This is a genomic window from Flavobacterium aquiphilum (assembly GCF_027111335.1).
Classification (GTDB): domain Bacteria; phylum Bacteroidota; class Bacteroidia; order Flavobacteriales; family Flavobacteriaceae; genus Flavobacterium; species Flavobacterium aquiphilum.
Genome location: NZ_CP114288.1, coordinates 364,158 through 379,833, shown reverse-complemented (window position 1 = coordinate 379,833; position 15,676 = coordinate 364,158). Strand labels below are relative to the sequence as shown.

Below are 15,676 nucleotides of genomic sequence, written 5' to 3'. Positions count from 1 at the left end.
ATTGCTTTATAAATTTGCTTTTATAAACTTATAACCCAAAACCCTTTCCGTTTTGTCACCCAAAATCAGCCTGTTCACAGAAGGTTTGGAATGGGCAAAGCGAGGGATTGGCAATCCTAATTCGGTTGCTTTTTGCGAATAATAAGCTTCCCTCGTAGGATGAAAAGGACTAACGCCGTTGTAGATTTCGTTCCAAGAATCAGCGGTTATTATTTTTAGGATGATGCCAATGCAATCTTCTAGATGTATAAAATTAATAGGCGTTTCGGGATTTTCGAGGTTTTCTTTTCCGGCCAAAAATTTAATCGGATTTCGGTCTTCGCCAATGAGTCCTCCAAAACGCAGAATGGTAGTTTTGAAATCGGAATTGCTTTGCAGCAGTTTTTCAACTTCCAATAACTGTTTTCCGCTTTCGGTATCGGGTTTTGGAAGGGTTTCTTCGGTGATTGTTCCATTGACTTCGCCATAAACAGAAGTGGAACTCACAAAAAGCACATTCTTCACAGCCGATTTTTCAAGATGTGGAATCAGGGTTTTTATTTTTTCGACAAATATCATCCTGAGCAAAGATGAAGGGTCATCCGCAACAGTTGTATCATTGTTTTTTCTATTCAATTTGGGAGGGATGTCGATAACCAAAGTCTCGCTTCCGTTGAGGAAATTTTCGATAGTATTTCCAATTTCGGCTCTCTCTCCGCTAGAGAGGGTTGGGGTGAGGTTTAACAAAAAAGGTTCAATCCCCGCTGATTTTAATACTGAAAGTTTGCTTTCGGACGTGGTCGAACCTTTCACGGAAAATCCATTTGCCAATAAGGCTTTCGCCAAAGGTAAACCCAGCCAGCCACAACCCAATATGCTTATTTGTTTCATTTTTATTTTTTTAATTATAAATCTATAAAAAACCGCACTTTGTCTTTTCCTATCCCGCCAATGCGACGGTAAAATTTAATCGCCCTTTTGTTGAATTCAGGTGTTTGCCATTGAATATTGATGCAGTTTTTGTCCGTTGCAATTTGTTTCAATTTTTCGATCAGAGCTTCACCAATGCCAAAACCACGGGCATCTTCCTCGAGATACAGACAATCCATGTACATAAAAGTGGCGGCGTCCCAAGTTGAAAAATCAAAGGTATAACTCGCATAGCCAACGATTGTTCCGCTGATTTCCGCAATTAGACAGAATAATTTTGGGCTTTCTCCAAACAAAGCGTTTTTGAGTTTCTCTTCTTTTCCAACCGGATTAAAAGAGGCTCTTTCGTATTCGGCGTGTTTTAGGCACAAATCAACTAGTCTGATTATATCTTCTGGGTGGCAATCCCGTATCAGGTAGTTCATTGCAGATTGATTTCGTTAAGTAAAAAACCAATGAATTGGTTGAAATAATCCGGATATTGTTTTTCGGATCTAATGGCGATGAAATGTTTTCTTTTCAGACCGTTTTTGCCAATTTTTACGGCTTTGACATCGCCGTTTTTTAAATAAGGCTGCAACGCCCATTTGGCCATCGACATCACGCCCATATCGGCTTTGACCATTTCGATGGAGGCTTCGGTGAGGGGCAGGGGCGTTATTTTTTTTGGTGTAACTTGGGCTGGAGCCAAAACCATTTGATGGACAGTAACGGTTTCCAACGGAAGGGAATGAATAATTAAATGTTCATTGGCAAAATCTTCGGCAACCACATATTTTTTATTGGTCCAAGGGTGGTTTTCGGAAACAGCCATCATCACTTCGTCCTGAAAGAGTTCAATATATTTTATTCTATCATCTTTGATTTGGTCACTTACAATTCCGATGTCAATCACATTATCCAATAGTTTTTGTAACGGATAATGGGTGGCTTCAGTGATAATTTTCAATTCGATGTTTGGATATAAATGGTGGAATTGTTTTAAAACGGAAGGCAACCAATGGTAACTGGAAAAACATTCGGTGCTGATACGGATTTCGCCAAATTCCCCGAAAACCATCTCTTTAATTTGAAGCTCCGTTTCCGAAAGTTTGTCGAGGATTTCATTTGCAATTCCATAAACTTTCTCGCCGGCTTTGGTAGGAATCAGTTTTTTGTTGGTTCTCAAAAACAGTTTGGTACCCAATTGATATTCGGCTTCTTTCAGTTGGTGGCTCAAGGCAGATTGTGTTAAATGCAGTTTATCAATCGCCTTTGTGATGCTTCCTTCTTCGATAATTGCCTTAATCAATTTGAGATGTCTGATTTCCATTTTTGAAAATTATTTTAACAAAGGAACAAAATTTCTGCTTGGATTGGTATGAAAATAATTAATGCGATCGATGAATTCTTTTCGTTTTTATTTGAAAATCAGTTGCCCTAATTTTGGAATCATTAACCAATCTAAAAACTACATAAATGGAAGAGCAAATAAAATTTTATGAAAATAAACTGGCGTTTGAAATGGATCCATCCGATTTGTTTGATGCTTTGGATAACGGAGAAAAGGTAATCGCTCTCGATGCCCGAAAAGCATTCGGGTTTGAGGCAGAGCATATCCCGAATGCGATTAACATTCCGCATCGCGAAATGAACCCTGAAACCACTGCCCATTTGGATAAAGACATTTTGTATGTGACTTATTGTGACGGAATCGGCTGTAATGCTTCTACCAAAGGCGCGCTGAATATGGCTAGACTAGGATTCAAAGTAAAAGAATTAATCGGCGGAATCGAATGGTGGAAATTTGATGGCTACGCTACAGAGGGAAGCAACGGAAATAAAGAAGGATTGAAGTTTGAGTGCGCTTGTTGATGGTATTTAAATTTTAGACGCGACAGGTTTTTAAAACCTGTCGCGTCTCGATTGAATTATTTTACTTCACCTTTAAACTGTCTTTCACTACGTTTAAACTATCCGCGACTACCGGTTTTGGAACTATTGGATTTACTATTGGAGCAGCAACTTTCGGACTTGGTTTTATTTTTTCGGTAATAACAACCGCATCATTAAGTATAAAAGGAGTTGGCATCATCCAGTCTTCTCTTGGCGTCATTGAAAACAGGGGATTTGACATTAAATCAAACGAACTTTCCATTAGATTCATGTCGAAAGTGGTCGCTTTGTTTATCGTAAATTGCAATACCAAAGGTTCGTTGTCAACTACATAATAGCTCAATATTTTTTTACCATTTCTTTCCAATTCGTTTCCTTCCTTACCCAAAGTAGAAACGCCGTTAGCTTTAAAATTGTAAATGTTCATAGCTTCATTGGCAAAAATATCATAGCGATTCACCTTGCGATTTGGAGTAATTTGTATTTTCAAATAGCGTTTAAAACCTACCACACTGTCAGTAAGGAATGAAATAGTTGGTTTTGCAATGTTTTTGATTGGTGCTTCGGTGGCATAGGTAAACTCCGAATTGTATTTGCTGAACAACTTCAAATTATTGAAATTTTTTGCGCCTTTTGGGTTTTCACCCAAATAGCCTTTTGTCCAGGAATCCAGATTGGTGTCATAAGTTAACCAATGCGCCTTATTGGTATCAGCATTATACAAATAAACCAAACTATTGGATTTTGCTTCGTCTGAATTATAACCCGAATGGAATTGCGCTTTTGCAAAAAAGAGAATAGCAATTAATAAGAACAAGATGGACCAGCTTCTTTTTTTGGCGAAAGCCCCAAAAACAGGTAGCAATAATGCAAAAGTCAGAACAGTCAAAATTGCACTACCAAACAATATTTTCAATCCCAAACCTACCGGAAACATTTCGATAAATGGAGCGACAATTAACAAAGCCGGAATGGCACAGATTAGGTTTACAATCCAATTGGACTTTTGACTAAAAACAAAAACAGCAAAGGCAATCAAACCGAAATAAACCGGAATAATCAGGAACCCGGCACCGCGTAAGCTATTGGCAAGGAAACCATTTAAAACAATCCAAAAAATCAGTGGAACGACATAATGGTTCATTGTTACTTTTGGCTTGGAGGCAACATTATAAAAGAAAAAAGAGACCGAAAGGCTGAGCAATACAAATGCTGCAATATAATCGTGTCCGTTGTAGGTAAAACCATTGAGCAAGTCATTGTATTGTGGGTTTAAGAGCAATAATGCTTTCCAACCATAATAAGTGATTAGTCCGCTAACAACCAGAGAACCCAAGAACGGGAAAAAACCTTTCATGATTTCTCCTAGTTTCACCATTCTTTTGGCTTTGGCGAGAAATACCAAAACAATTAAAAGACCAGCGGCAATCAAGGTCATCGGCATCACCCAGTCAAAAGGATAGCTGATAAATGCAAACGGAATCGTAAAATAAACATCGTCTGTAGTTGCATGCGTAACGTTCAAATCGGTATTCGAGAAATAATTTAGTAAAGGCATCAAATAGGAGCCTTGGTGTTTCAGTGAATTTTTGTCCAAATGTGCTACATCGTCCTGTTGTGTATGGTAATTAAAATGCCCGTCGATAAAAGCAAAGTTGAAACCTTGAATGTCGCATTGTTCTCTAAAAACGGTTAAATCAGTATCATTTGGTAACATTTTGTAAATGCTGTACATCAGGGAATTTGAAACCGCATAATGTACACCGGCCTTAGAAAATGCTGAAACTAAACCTGAGTTTCCTTTGTTGGTTTCCATCAGCATATAACTTGGTCCCGATGAACCGCGGGCTTCAAAATTCAAGACCAGTCCCACTTCTTTTGCCCATTGGTGTTCGGTTACAAAAAGCGCGGCACCATTCAAGCCCAGTTCCTCAGCATCGGTAAACAGAATAATAATATCGTTTTGATGTTTGGTTTTTGCATTCAAAAAAGCGCGAATGCCTTCCAATATTGTCGCCACACCCGAGGCATCGTCGCTAGCGCCACGCGAAAAAGAATGTGGTGCGCTGTCATAATGAGAGAGCAGGAGCAAAGCTTTGCCCTCTTTAGAGCCTTTTATGCGGCACATTATGTTTTTGGATTTCACCAAATTTCCCCAATCTGTTAGTGTATAACCTTCCTGAACGGTTGCAGTTAACCCAATTTTTTTGAGTTCCCTAATAATGTATCCGCCTACCACTTCGTGGTTTTGGGTTCCTACATAATGAGGTTGTTTGGCAATCGCATGGACATGTTCTAAAGCCCTTTTAGTCGAAAACTCCGTTATTTTATTGTCCTCATCGCGTGACCAAGTTGGTATTAGGAAAGTAAACAACAATCCCAAAATCGCGAAGATGATGACAACGCTTATAAGGGAGGAATAATTCTTTTTCATAATTGGGGATCTTTTCGTGGTATTAAATATCTTTTTTAACTAGCATATAATAATCATTGTCCAAAACCATATAGCCCTGGTCATATAGGAAATAGTAGGTATTCCCCGATTTGGTATTCAAAATATTGGTGAAAAACTCAAAATCAAAACCCTTGCTCATCAACTTCATTCGGGTTGTTTTGGACTTTCCGTCTGGATTCACATTTAGCTCCGACAAAATTCGGTAATTTTTGCGCAATTTGTTATTGATATTACGCATATAATTAGTGCTGTCCTTATTTATTTTGTTGTTATAGGCATTTCTACAGCCGTCACTACAAAACTTTTTGTCTTCACGCCCCACAAAAGGCTCTCCACATTCAATGCAGTTCTTCATCTATTTATAACAATTAATATTTGAAATTATTTTATTTTTCAGGAGCGAATGATTTGCTTCGCCTGTTCTCTTCGTTCGGGTGGGCTTCATTTGCCGGCATGGGTTTCCGCTTTCCACTGTATCTTTTCCTTTTTAAAGAAAAAAAGGAAAAGGATGCCGTTTCAATCGGGGCTAATTAGGAATTATGGTTTTTTCATTTGTTTGATTTTACAGAACTTTGCTTGATTTTCTATAATGACTTTTATGCTAAACCATGAGGAGAGAAATAGTATATTTTACCGGTTGTTAAATTCATTTGTAAGATGAAATAATATTCGCCTCCATCATTTACATCTATGATATGGTTTTTCCAAGATTCCTTAATGAAGATTTTTTTGATATACCTTGTAGCCAAACTTCTTTTTCATTATTCGCATTTATAATGAAGATACATTGTTTAAAATAATCAGATTGAGATTTGTGTTTTCTAAATTTAGTAATGTTTAAACTTATTTGTTTTTGAATTATTGATTCAAGTTTTTCAAAATCATGTAGAGATATTTTTGTTGCTTTTACAGGATAATCAAAATAATTTTTTAGCGACTCAGTATAGGTAAAAACTGTGAAATCTTTCGGTATTTTAAACTGATAACTATTCTTTATTGATAAATTATTCTTCAATATTTTAATTTTTGCATTTAGTGGAAGCAATTCAATTTGATCTCCTGCGAGAATTATTTTTGTTGACAGTTTTTTGATTTTTAGATATATTGTGTCATTAAATAGTTTATATTTTCCTGAAATAATTGACCCTTTTCCAAAACTTTTATTGTTAGGAACAGATGTAAAAGAAAATGAAGAGTCATTTTTTAATGTTAATGTCTCTTTTCCACCAAAAAAATTATCTAGTGATACATTTTGAGCAATAAGACATTCTTTCTCTTGAGTACAACTAAAAGTTGATATAAATGTTACTAGCAGTAAAATATAGTATTTCAAAGTTTATTGATTTAAATTACTTTAACAACGTAAATATATTCGATTTTGGCTACAAAATGACTCTTTTTTGTTGAAAGGGTTAAAAAAGAAACCTCTTTCATAAGTATGTGAAAGAGGTTTTTTTTCTGATTAAACAGGTTTTAATTCCATTCTATATTTAGTTTTTCCAATTCTGTATTCAATTCTTTTAGAGAGTTCTCATCAATAAACTGGGTATTAATAGTTAGTGCGGCTTTATCTGTTTTCAAGATGTAATCTCCGGCAAATTTTTTAATTTGTTTTATCTCGGTAAGTCTTATTCTATTAGGAAACAGCTTATTTATTGAAATCATTCCATTTTCTATAGTTAGGTATTGATTCTTTTTTTCGTAGGAATAAATTCCAAGATATAAAAATGATAACATTAAGAAACCCCAATCAAACCATGAGAATTTTTCTTGGTTAAAAATCTTTAGTAAACTTAGAACTAGCCAAAATATTCCAAATGTTAGATTATAATTTAGTCGTCTTTTCTTGTATAGAATTTTCATCGTTACTTTAATTGATTTTTTACTGTTAAAAGAGTTTTACTTTTCTCCCACAAATATTGAAATAGGATAGGAATAGTGTGTTTCACCATCGATAATACGTGAGTTTACGCCAAGTTCATTCGTTGTTATATCTCTTGCGAAAAGTTGTCTGATTTTCTCTTCGTCGCCTTCTTCGGGAAAGGAGGCTTTAAGCTGTTTTTCGAGCTCTATGTGTACTTCGTAATTTGTCGTCTTTAGGTTTTTTAGATTGAATTTTTGAAGAAGATCGTCAAATTGCTCAAATGTTAACGCTTTTGTGTGCGAACTGTCTCTTAGCTTTTCCATTGCGTTAAAAGCATCTATTTTATCGGCAGGGAGAGCCAAATCGGCAATTAATATGCGTCCGCCGGGTTTGCACACACGATACATTTCCGAAAGTACTTTTTCGGGATCTAAGAAATGATGAAAACTATATCGAGTGATTACAAGTGAAAAAGAATCGGTTTCAAAAGGGAGATTCGTTACATCACCCAATGTCCAGGTTATATTGTTCAATTCAAGAGAATTCTGCCTGATTTTGGCCTGAGCCAGCATTTGTTCGGTTATGTCAATCCCAACCGCTTCTTTAGCTGTTTTGGCAAATTCGCAAAGTACGAGACCCGGTCCGCAGGCAATATCCAAAACATTGTCAGCATTGGTCAGTCCCGCCATTTCAATCAGCATTTGAATAGCGTCCAAATGCCCAGGCAGTTTTGTAAACGGAATGGCTTGTTTCGAAAATTGGTCAACGATGTTTTGGTTATGCTCTTTTGTGTCCATAGCAGCTAAAGATTGAGAAGTTATTTGTTGTAATTTCAGTGTTAGATCGTTAAAAAGCTTGAAGCTTTAACGGAAACGTAAATATATTGGATTTTGGCTACAAAATGAATTCTTTTATTGCAAAAGCTAAAAAGTAAATAAAAACAAACCCCGCTTAATCCCTGATTTTAATTAGGAGAGCGAGGTTGTGTTTTAGCTTTTGGATCGAAATCATTTTTTTGACAATGTTTCCAATAATTTTTCTAAGTTGTCAATAGACATTGTAAATCCTTCTTTGAAGCCCATTTCAATCATTCTTTCCATACGTTCGAGAGATTCATTGTAAATAGAAATACTGACTATTGTCTTCCCGTTTTCTTCGCTGAAATTGTAATCCCATTCGGAACCAGGTAATTGAGGATTTTCGTCTTTGTCCGCAAAAGCGTTGTGCATTTTAAAATTGGTCTTCGGACTAATAGAAATATATTCCTGAATAGACCAATGTTCTTGTCCTTCCGGGCTAACCATTGCATAAAAGCGTTTTCCGCCAACTTTGAAATCCATGTATTTTGTTTTGGATGTCCAAGGTTTTGGAGCGACCCATTGATCCAGAAGTTCTTTTGTGGTAAAAGCATCCCATACCAGCGAAAGTTCGGCATCAAATTCTCGGTGTATGATTACCGTTTTGGTTGTTTTGTCAACGGTAAAATCAAATAGCAAATTGTTGTTCATTTTTTATTCTTTTTAATTGTTGATAATACGTCATCGAGTTGGTCAAATCGGATCTCCCAAATTTTTCGATATTGTTCTAACCACTCGTCTATTTCTTTCATTTTGTTGATTTCAAGCGAATAATAGATTTCTCTTCCTTGCTGCACTTGTTTTACTAAATCACATTCCGTTAGAATTCGTAAGTGTTTTGAAATCGCTTGTCGGGTTGTGTTGAAGTTTTCAGCAATTGCATTGGGCGTCATTGCCTGCAATGCGATTAATGCGATAATAGCTCTTCTTGTCGGATCGGCTATGGCTTGAAAAATGTCTCTTCTCATAAATATCTTTTAATTACGAAACCAATCAGTTGCAAATATATATGCAGCTTTTCGGTTTCGCAAATATTTTAAAACTTTTTTGTTTTAATGATTTGATGTTGAGTGTTTTGTTTATTCTTTTGGTCTAATTAATTCTGCAACTTCAAATTTTAATTTAGGAAGGTGATTAATTAGAATAGACCAAATGTTTTCATCCGAAATGTTATCATAAGCATGAATTACTTGGTTTCTTAATCCAATAATTGCCTTTGCATTGGAAATTCTTTCGGTGAATGAAGTATCACGAGTAATGATTCTGTTGACGGCTTCGCCAATAATTTCCAGATTTCTTTCAACTGCTCTTTTGAGCATTAAGTTATTTTTATACTTTGAAAAGTCTTTTTCTTCATTGCTGAAAAAACTATCAATTTCATCAATTGATAGTTTAATATCAAAAAGCATTTTAGAATTCTTTCATCCATAAATTAGCTCTTTTGATTTATTGATTGAGTTGATTAATATTGGATTTTTAAGGGTTTGTTCTTCAACCAAGTCAACTTCACGTCCAAACAAAGCTTCTAATTTTTCCTTGAAATTAATGTAATTATCAAAATATTTTGATAGTTCGATGGTTTTGAATTTTACGAGTAGGTCGATGTCACTTTTTCTGTTGAAGTTAGAATTTAAAGCGGAACCAAATAGATACATTTTTTCCACATTGTAAATCACACAAAGTTTTTTTAAATCTTCTATGTTTCTATCAACTATTCTCATAATAGCAAATTTAAGCAAAAAAGTTCTTTTTTCTGAAAAGATTACATCCCCGGCCAATAGAGAAAATTGAATTTATGCCCATCAGGATCGGCAAAACCAAAAGTATAGCCTACCTCAAAGTTTTCAGGATTAGAAAAAATTGTTCCTCCGACTTGTTTCACTTTTTCAAACCAACGGTCAACATCCTCTCTGCTTTCGGCTGATAGGGAAAAGATAATCTCATTTTCGTTTTTTGTATTGGTTATTTTACCTTTTAAAGCAGATTCAAATCGTTTGGTTGCGAAGAAGTTAATCACAAAATTGTTCTCTGCAAAAACCATACTTACCAATTCTTCTGTTCGTTGACAGTTTTCTTTGAAACCCAAATCAGTATAAAACTTCGCGGTTTTTTCTAGATCACTTGAAGACAGATTAGCCCATATCATTTTGGTTTTCATAATTTTAATTTTTGAAAAGATTGTTAACTAAGGTAGTGAAATTATTATGGATTTAATTTGAAAATATTAGCATTGAATAACGAATTAGAAAAAATGCATAAACTATTAGTAACGTAACTAAATATGTTTTGATAAAGCGTTTTCTATAAGATTGTTTTTTGTTCACGAAAATGTTAATTGCTGCTGATAAAAGTGCCAGAACAAATGGTATGGCGAGTGTAATGCCTAACAATACATTTGCTATCAATTCAGTACTATTTGCTTCACTATAGGATCCATCTAAATTATGAGCACCGTTTTTTCCAGCAAGATTGATTAGACAAATTGAATTTAATACAAGTAAAATAATGAAAACAAGAAATAGTTTTTTGTTAGTTATGTTATTCAATTTTTGATTTTGCTCCATGTTTTAAAAAGATAAGAATTAAGATTTAGGAAATAGGATTCTGATAATGTCAAATATATTTAAAATCACTGTAATTTTCATTTACAAACGTTTACAAATACTTACAACCGAAAGTAAACAGTTACCAACCGAATAACTTTTGCCGGCTGTTGCATCTTTGCCATGTCAACAACAATAATAATTGTAAATGACAATATTAATAAAAGTATACGCTAACATTTAAATTTTACACGCCATGCAAAACAGAGTACAATTAATCGGAAACACAGGGAATGATCCAATCATCAAATCTTTAGAAAGCGGAAAAAAAGTCGCTAATTTGACTATTGCTACAAAGGACTATTACAAAAACGACAAAGGGGAGCGAGTAGAACAAACCGAATGGCACACAGTTGTGGCTTGGGGAAAAACCGCCGAAATCATCGAGAAATTCGTAACCAAAGGAAAACAAATAGGTATCGAAGGAAAATTGACACACAGAAGTTATGAGGACAAGAATGGTGAAAAACGTTATATCACTGAAGTGGTAGCCAGTGAAATTATGTTGTTAGGGAAGTAGCCTTTTGATTCCAGAGTCAACGTCAGTTCGAGTTGATTTTCAGAAAATGCGAATAGCTTTTTCTGAAAATAGTATTGGGAACACTTGAGCTAACGACATTTTCGATACAATTTGGAAAGCTATTGCATTTCAAATTTTCTAGAACTGATGTAAGATTTAAGTTTTTTTGAAGCAATTAAAAAAAAGAGTTCCGCATTTACGGAACTCTTTTTCAATTACTATTAAAATTAACTATTGCGACGGTTCATTATAAACCAACAGGGATTTTATAATTATTAAACAGTTTTCATCGCAGAAAACTAAGCCGATTTTTTTAGCAAATCAAACATAGGGCAACGGCTGCAACGTTTCTTTTCGCCTTTCTTGTATTTTTCACAACAACTAGACTTGCAGTTTTCGGCCACTTTTATTTTTTTAAGGAGTTCTTTCTTTTTATCCTTTTTTTTACTTTTCTCTTTTTCTTTCTTGATCACCTTCTAAAGAATTAAAACCAAGGCAAATATACACTATTTTTATCTATTCTAAATAAACTTTAACACTTTTGGAGTAAAAAAAATCCCCAAAACGCATTTCAGGCATTTTGGGGATATTATTTATTCCGTAGAGACGCACTGCAGTGCGCCTGTACTTTAGAGTATTTGTTGGTTTATTTCGCTGGAGCTGCCGCACTGGCAATCGCCATCTGTTGGATATCACGGTCAAAAAGATACAATCCGCCTTTGTCATCACCAATAAGATTGATTTTATCCAATATGTTTTTAGCAGTTGCTTCTTCTTCAATTTGCTCGGCTACATACCATTGCAAGAAATTATGGGTTGCATAATCTTTTTCTTCAAAAGTGATGTGAACTAATTCATTAATCGATTGTGAAACAAAAATCTCATGTTTATAGAGCTCTTCAAACATTCCTTTGAAAGTTTCGTAAGTTGTTTTCGGAGCTTTCAAGTCGGTAACCTGAGCATGTCCTCCACGTTCGTTCACATATTTGATTAATTTAAGCATATGCAAACGCTCCTCATCTGATTGAGCGTACATAAATTGAGCGATTCCTTCTAGCCCGTTCACCTCTGACCAACAAGCCATCGATAGATAAATTTGAGAGGATTCTGCTTCTATACGAATTTGTTTGTTCAGCGCGATTTCGATATTTTTTGATAACATGATTTCTAGTTTTTAGTAAAATTAGAAAAAAAATAGGTTAATGTTTTTTTTTTATGTCAAAAAAGAAACAATCGCATTCAATTTTCGAATCGCAAATTCGCTCGGATTTTGTAATTAGTGTAATTTGTGGCTAACTTTTTTTAAATCCGAATTTCGTTGACACGTTCTTAACAAACATTTCCCTAAATTTGCTGTCATTATTTTTAGTTATAAAAAACCGACTATGTTACAAATCGCATTTATTAGAGAGAATCAAGAGAAAGTAATCAAAGCTTTGGCCAAAAGAAATATGGATGCCACAGCGATTGTTGAAGAAGTGGTACAACTGGATGAAAAACGTCGTGCTACACAAGCAGAGTTAGACAACACTTTATCCGAATCTAATAAATTGTCCAAAGACATTGGTGATTTGATGAAAGCCGGCGAAAAGTCGAAAGCGGCTATTCTTAAAGAAAAAACGGTTTTGTTGAAGGAAAAAAGCAAAACATTGGGCGAAACTGCTGTTGTTTTGGCAAATGAATTGACTGAGAAACTATATACGTTACCAAACCTTCCTGCCGATATTGTTCCGGAAGGGAAAACACCCGAAGACAACTTAAACGTCTTTGAAGAGGGTGAAATTCCGGTATTGCACGAAGGTGCGCAACCACACTGGGAATTGGTAAAAAAATATGATATCATCGATTTTGAATTGGGTGTAAAAATTACCGGTGCCGGATTTCCTGTTTACAAAGGAAAAGGAGCTCGTTTACAACGTGCTTTAATTAATTATTTCTTGGACAAAAATGTGGAGTCTGGTTACAATGAAGTTCAGGTTCCGCATTTGGTAAATGAAGCTTCGGCTTATGGAACGGGACAATTGCCGGACAAAGAAGGCCAAATGTATCACGATGCTGCAGATGATTTGTATTTGATTCCAACCGCTGAGGTTCCGGTAACCAATATTTTTAGAGATGTTATCTTGGCCGAAAATGATTTTCCTGTTAAATATACTGGATATACACCATGTTTTCGTCGTGAAGCAGGTTCTTACGGAGCGCATGTTCGTGGGTTGAACCGTTTACACCAATTTGACAAAGTGGAAATCGTAAGAGTGGAGCACCCTGAAAAGTCGTATGCGGCACTTGACGAAATGGTAGAGCATGTGAAAGGAATTTTACAGGAATTGAAATTACCATACCGTATTTTGCGTCTTTGCGGAGGCGATATGGGGTTTGCATCGGCTTTGACTTATGATTTTGAAGTGTATTCTACAGCACAAGAACGTTGGTTGGAAATTTCATCAGTATCTAATTTTGAGACTTTCCAGGCAAATCGTTTGAAATTGCGTTTCAAAGACAAAGATGGGAAAAACCAATTGGCACACACGCTTAACGGAAGTTCATTGGCTTTGCCAAGAGTTCTTGCCGGAATTTTAGAAAATTACCAAACACCAGAAGGTATCGTAATCCCTGAAGTATTGCGTCCTTACTGTGGGTTTGATATTATAGATTAATTTAGTTTTCAGTTTCCAGTCACAGTTTCGATAGCTGTGACTGTTTACTGCGACTGCGACTAAAAAAAGGAAATGAAAAACCTGTTCCTCTATATTGTCCTATTTTGCTCAATGTCGATTTTCGCTCAAAACGAACAATTGGCGCAGTATTACTATGACAAAGGGGATTTTGAGAAAGCTTTGGTCAGTTACCAGGAATTATCAGATGGGTTACCTTCAAATCCTTTTTATTTTCAGCGAAAAATAGACTGTATGCAGCAATTGCTTCAATTTGAATCTGCCGAAAAAGAGATTCAAGAGCGGTTGAATAAGTACAAACAAGCTCCTCTTTTGGTCGAATTGGGGTATAATTTTCAATTGCAGAAAAATGATACCAAAGCCAAAAAGTATTACGATGATGCGATTGAAAGAATTCGCAAAAATCCAAATGAAGTTTACGGCGTTGCCAATTCTTTTGAAAAAAAAGTATTGCTCGAATATGCTTTAAAATCATATGAAACGGCCAGTCAATTGGTTCCAACACTTGATTTTAAATACCAAACGGCTTTGTTGTACGGGCAATTGGGGAATATGGATCAAATGATAGCCAATTTTTTGGACGAAGCGGTTTTAAATCCCCAAGCTTCGGTGATGATTCAAAATCAATTGGCGCGGTTTATGTCAACCGATGGCGATTCTAATTTCAATGACAGCTTACGAAAAGCATTGATTCTTAGGGTTCAAAAAAGTCAGGATGTATTTTGGAATCAGTTCTTGAGTTGGTTTTATATGCAACAAAAAGAATTTGGGAAAGCTTTCGTTCAGGAAAAAGCAATTTATAAACGCAATCCGGAATCTCTTTCGAATATTATCAGTTTAGGGCAAATGGCAATTGAAGAAAGCGACAATGAGGTAGCTACCGAAGTAATGGATTATGTCTTGGCAAACACTACCGATGTTGAATTGATTGTTCAGGCCAATACCTATTTGTTGCAAATGAAAATGGATAAGGCACAAGAGAAAGATTTCGCAGCTATCAATGCTCAATTTGAACTTTTGCTAAAACAATACGGTATTACGCCAGTTACCTTATCTTTGCAGCTGAAACAGGCTTATTTTGTGAGTTTCTTAATGAAGAATCCTACCGAAGGTAAAGCGATTATAAAGCGGGCAATGGATTTGCAGCTGACTCCTTTTGACCAGGCTCGATGCAAAATGGAGCTGGCCGATATTTTACTTTCTGAAGAAAAGTTTAATCAGGCGTTGCTTTATTATTCTCAGATTCAGGAAAATTTGCAAAACAGTGAGTTGTCGCATGAGGCAAGTTTGAAGTCGGCAAAAACAAGTTATTTTAAGACCGATTTCGAATGGGCTCTGAAGCAGTTCAAAGAATTAAAATCTGCCAATACACAGTTAATTGCCAACGATGCTTTAGAGTATTTTTTATTGATTAATGATAATACTGTGGCCGATTCGAGTCAAACTGCTTTGAAGGAGTTTGCCAAAGGTGATTATCTTTTGTACCAAAACCGAAATCAGGAAGCAATAGTGCAGTTTCAAAAGATTTTGAAAAGCTTTAAAGGGCAAGAGATCGAAGCGGTGACTTTGTTACGATTAGGAAGAGTTTATGAAAAGTTAAACGATTATAATTTGGCTTTGGCGCAATATCAAGATATAATCGACCATCACAGTGATGGAATTTATATTGATGAAGCCTTATATTTTTCGGCAGAAATTTACAATAAGCAATTAAAGCAACCCGACAAAGCCAAGGCATTGTATGAGAAAATTATTTTCGGGCATCAGGACAGTATTTATTTTGTCGATGCCAGAAGAAAATTCAGGGAATTGAGGGGAGACACTAATTTATGATCCCCCTAACCCCCGAAGGGGGAATTTGTAGGAATTGAAAAATTAATTAAAAACCTATTTACCCCTAATAGGAGTTCCCCCTTTG

19 protein-coding genes are annotated in these 15,676 nt (G+C 35.5%); 4 read left to right on the top strand and 15 right to left on the bottom strand.

The window, feature by feature from the left end; all coding sequences use genetic code 11:
• Positions 1-6: 6 nt before the first annotated feature.
• Genes OZP12_RS01425 through OZP12_RS01415 form a run of 3 tightly spaced genes read right to left on the bottom strand, consistent with a single transcriptional unit; the run spans position 7 to position 2,221 of the window.
• Entirely contained in the window at positions 7-870 is an 864-nt protein-coding gene (locus OZP12_RS01425) for an SDR family oxidoreductase (RefSeq protein ID WP_281227275.1), read from the bottom strand.
• A gap of 14 nt (positions 871-884) precedes the next feature.
• A complete protein-coding gene (locus OZP12_RS01420; RefSeq protein ID WP_281227274.1) occupies positions 885-1,334 on the bottom strand; it encodes a GNAT family N-acetyltransferase in 450 nt (149 codons plus the stop codon).
• On the bottom strand, positions 1,331-2,221 hold the full coding sequence (locus OZP12_RS01415) for a LysR family transcriptional regulator (RefSeq protein WP_281227273.1): 891 nt from the start codon (positions 2,219-2,221) through the stop codon (positions 1,331-1,333). Before OZP12_RS01415 ends, OZP12_RS01420 begins: the two co-directional genes overlap by 4 nt.
• 146 nt (positions 2,222-2,367) lie before the next feature.
• On the opposite strand from OZP12_RS01415, the gene OZP12_RS01410 reads away from it, so the two are divergent.
• A complete protein-coding gene (locus OZP12_RS01410; protein WP_281227272.1) occupies positions 2,368-2,763 on the top strand; it encodes a rhodanese-like domain-containing protein in 396 nt (131 codons plus the stop codon).
• Between the two features lie 61 nt (positions 2,764-2,824).
• Here OZP12_RS01410 and OZP12_RS01405 read toward each other — a convergent pair whose 3' ends face one another.
• The 11 genes from OZP12_RS01405 to OZP12_RS01355 all read right to left on the bottom strand — a co-directional run bounded on the left by OZP12_RS01405 (position 2,825) and on the right by OZP12_RS01355 (position 10,524).
• Entirely contained in the window at positions 2,825-5,218 is a 2,394-nt protein-coding gene (locus OZP12_RS01405) for a M20/M25/M40 family metallo-hydrolase (RefSeq protein ID WP_281227271.1), read from the bottom strand.
• 22 nt (positions 5,219-5,240) lie between these two features.
• Positions 5,241-5,594, bottom strand: coding sequence for a hypothetical protein (locus OZP12_RS01400; RefSeq protein WP_281227270.1), 354 nt, complete (start codon positions 5,592-5,594; stop codon positions 5,241-5,243).
• 333 nt (positions 5,595-5,927) lie between these two features.
• Positions 5,928-6,572, bottom strand: a complete 645-nt coding sequence (locus OZP12_RS01395) for a hypothetical protein (protein WP_281227269.1) — start codon at positions 6,570-6,572, stop codon at positions 5,928-5,930.
• Positions 6,573-6,712: 140 nt separating this feature from the next.
• Complete coding sequence (locus OZP12_RS01390) at positions 6,713-7,102, bottom strand: hypothetical protein (protein WP_281227268.1); 390 nt, start codon at positions 7,100-7,102, stop codon at positions 6,713-6,715.
• A 36-nt stretch (positions 7,103-7,138) separates the two neighbouring features.
• Entirely contained in the window at positions 7,139-7,900 is a 762-nt protein-coding gene (locus OZP12_RS01385; protein ID WP_281227267.1) for a class I SAM-dependent methyltransferase, read from the bottom strand.
• A 210-nt stretch (positions 7,901-8,110) separates the two neighbouring features.
• Positions 8,111-8,611, bottom strand: a complete 501-nt coding sequence (locus OZP12_RS01380) for an SRPBCC family protein (protein ID WP_281227266.1) — start codon at positions 8,609-8,611, stop codon at positions 8,111-8,113.
• A complete protein-coding gene (locus tag OZP12_RS01375) occupies positions 8,608-8,928 on the bottom strand; it encodes an ArsR/SmtB family transcription factor (RefSeq protein ID WP_281227265.1) in 321 nt (106 codons plus the stop codon). Before OZP12_RS01375 ends, OZP12_RS01380 begins: the two co-directional genes overlap by 4 nt.
• Positions 8,929-9,039: 111 nt before the next feature.
• Complete coding sequence (locus OZP12_RS01370) at positions 9,040-9,369, bottom strand: HepT-like ribonuclease domain-containing protein (protein ID WP_281227264.1); 330 nt, start codon at positions 9,367-9,369, stop codon at positions 9,040-9,042.
• Positions 9,370-9,381: 12 nt separating this feature from the next.
• Positions 9,382-9,681: a nucleotidyltransferase family protein gene (locus OZP12_RS01365; protein WP_281227263.1), complete on the bottom strand. Its 300-nt coding sequence runs from the start codon at positions 9,679-9,681 to the stop codon at positions 9,382-9,384.
• 41 nt (positions 9,682-9,722) lie between these two features.
• On the bottom strand, positions 9,723-10,118 hold the full coding sequence (locus OZP12_RS01360; protein ID WP_281227262.1) for a VOC family protein: 396 nt from the start codon (positions 10,116-10,118) through the stop codon (positions 9,723-9,725).
• A 52-nt stretch (positions 10,119-10,170) separates the two neighbouring features.
• A complete protein-coding gene (locus OZP12_RS01355; RefSeq protein WP_281227261.1) occupies positions 10,171-10,524 on the bottom strand; it encodes a hypothetical protein in 354 nt (117 codons plus the stop codon).
• Positions 10,525-10,759: 235 nt separating this feature from the next.
• Between OZP12_RS01355 and OZP12_RS01350 the strand changes: the two genes are divergently transcribed.
• Entirely contained in the window at positions 10,760-11,083 is a 324-nt protein-coding gene (locus tag OZP12_RS01350; protein ID WP_281227260.1) for a single-stranded DNA-binding protein, read from the top strand.
• Between the two features lie 646 nt (positions 11,084-11,729).
• Here OZP12_RS01350 and OZP12_RS01345 read toward each other — a convergent pair.
• A complete protein-coding gene (locus OZP12_RS01345; protein WP_281227259.1) occupies positions 11,730-12,245 on the bottom strand; it encodes a ferritin in 516 nt (171 codons plus the stop codon).
• Positions 12,246-12,468: 223 nt separating this feature from the next.
• Between OZP12_RS01345 and serS the strand changes: the two genes are divergently transcribed.
• The gene (serS, locus tag OZP12_RS01340) at positions 12,469-13,740 is read left to right on the top strand and encodes a serine--tRNA ligase (RefSeq protein WP_281227258.1); all 1,272 of its coding nucleotides are present in this window, start codon (positions 12,469-12,471) and stop codon (positions 13,738-13,740) included.
• A 72-nt stretch (positions 13,741-13,812) separates the two neighbouring features.
• A complete protein-coding gene (locus tag OZP12_RS01335) occupies positions 13,813-15,591 on the top strand; it encodes a tetratricopeptide repeat protein (protein ID WP_281227257.1) in 1,779 nt (592 codons plus the stop codon).
• Positions 15,592-15,676 lie beyond the last annotated feature (85 nt).

Bases quoted from the DNA above. Each gene is read 5' to 3' on its own strand.
- OZP12_RS01390 (WP_281227268.1), bottom strand. From the start codon at position 7,102: ATGAAAATTCTATACAAGAAAAGACGACTAAATTATAATCTAACATTT.
- OZP12_RS01335 (WP_281227257.1), top strand. From the start codon at position 13,813: ATGAAAAACCTGTTCCTCTATATTGTCCTATTTTGCTCAATGTCGATT.
- OZP12_RS01370 (WP_281227264.1), bottom strand. From the start codon at position 9,369: ATGCTTTTTGATATTAAACTATCAATTGATGAAATTGATAGTTTTTTC.
- OZP12_RS01380 (WP_281227266.1), bottom strand. From the start codon at position 8,611: ATGAACAACAATTTGCTATTTGATTTTACCGTTGACAAAACAACCAAA.
- OZP12_RS01410 (WP_281227272.1), top strand. From the start codon at position 2,368: ATGGAAGAGCAAATAAAATTTTATGAAAATAAACTGGCGTTTGAAATG.
- OZP12_RS01355 (WP_281227261.1), bottom strand. From the start codon at position 10,524: ATGGAGCAAAATCAAAAATTGAATAACATAACTAACAAAAAACTATTT.
- OZP12_RS01385 (WP_281227267.1), bottom strand. From the start codon at position 7,900: ATGGACACAAAAGAGCATAACCAAAACATCGTTGACCAATTTTCGAAA.
- OZP12_RS01350 (WP_281227260.1), top strand. From the start codon at position 10,760: ATGCAAAACAGAGTACAATTAATCGGAAACACAGGGAATGATCCAATC.
- OZP12_RS01420 (WP_281227274.1), bottom strand. From the start codon at position 1,334: ATGAACTACCTGATACGGGATTGCCACCCAGAAGATATAATCAGACTA.
- OZP12_RS01425 (WP_281227275.1), bottom strand. From the start codon at position 870: ATGAAACAAATAAGCATATTGGGTTGTGGCTGGCTGGGTTTACCTTTG.
- serS (WP_281227258.1), top strand. From the start codon at position 12,469: ATGTTACAAATCGCATTTATTAGAGAGAATCAAGAGAAAGTAATCAAA.
- OZP12_RS01375 (WP_281227265.1), bottom strand. From the start codon at position 8,928: ATGAGAAGAGACATTTTTCAAGCCATAGCCGATCCGACAAGAAGAGCT.
- OZP12_RS01400 (WP_281227270.1), bottom strand. From the start codon at position 5,594: ATGAAGAACTGCATTGAATGTGGAGAGCCTTTTGTGGGGCGTGAAGAC.
- OZP12_RS01365 (WP_281227263.1), bottom strand. From the start codon at position 9,681: ATGAGAATAGTTGATAGAAACATAGAAGATTTAAAAAAACTTTGTGTG.
- OZP12_RS01345 (WP_281227259.1), bottom strand. From the start codon at position 12,245: ATGTTATCAAAAAATATCGAAATCGCGCTGAACAAACAAATTCGTATA.
- OZP12_RS01405 (WP_281227271.1), bottom strand. From the start codon at position 5,218: ATGAAAAAGAATTATTCCTCCCTTATAAGCGTTGTCATCATCTTCGCG.
- OZP12_RS01360 (WP_281227262.1), bottom strand. From the start codon at position 10,118: ATGAAAACCAAAATGATATGGGCTAATCTGTCTTCAAGTGATCTAGAA.
- OZP12_RS01415 (WP_281227273.1), bottom strand. From the start codon at position 2,221: ATGGAAATCAGACATCTCAAATTGATTAAGGCAATTATCGAAGAAGGA.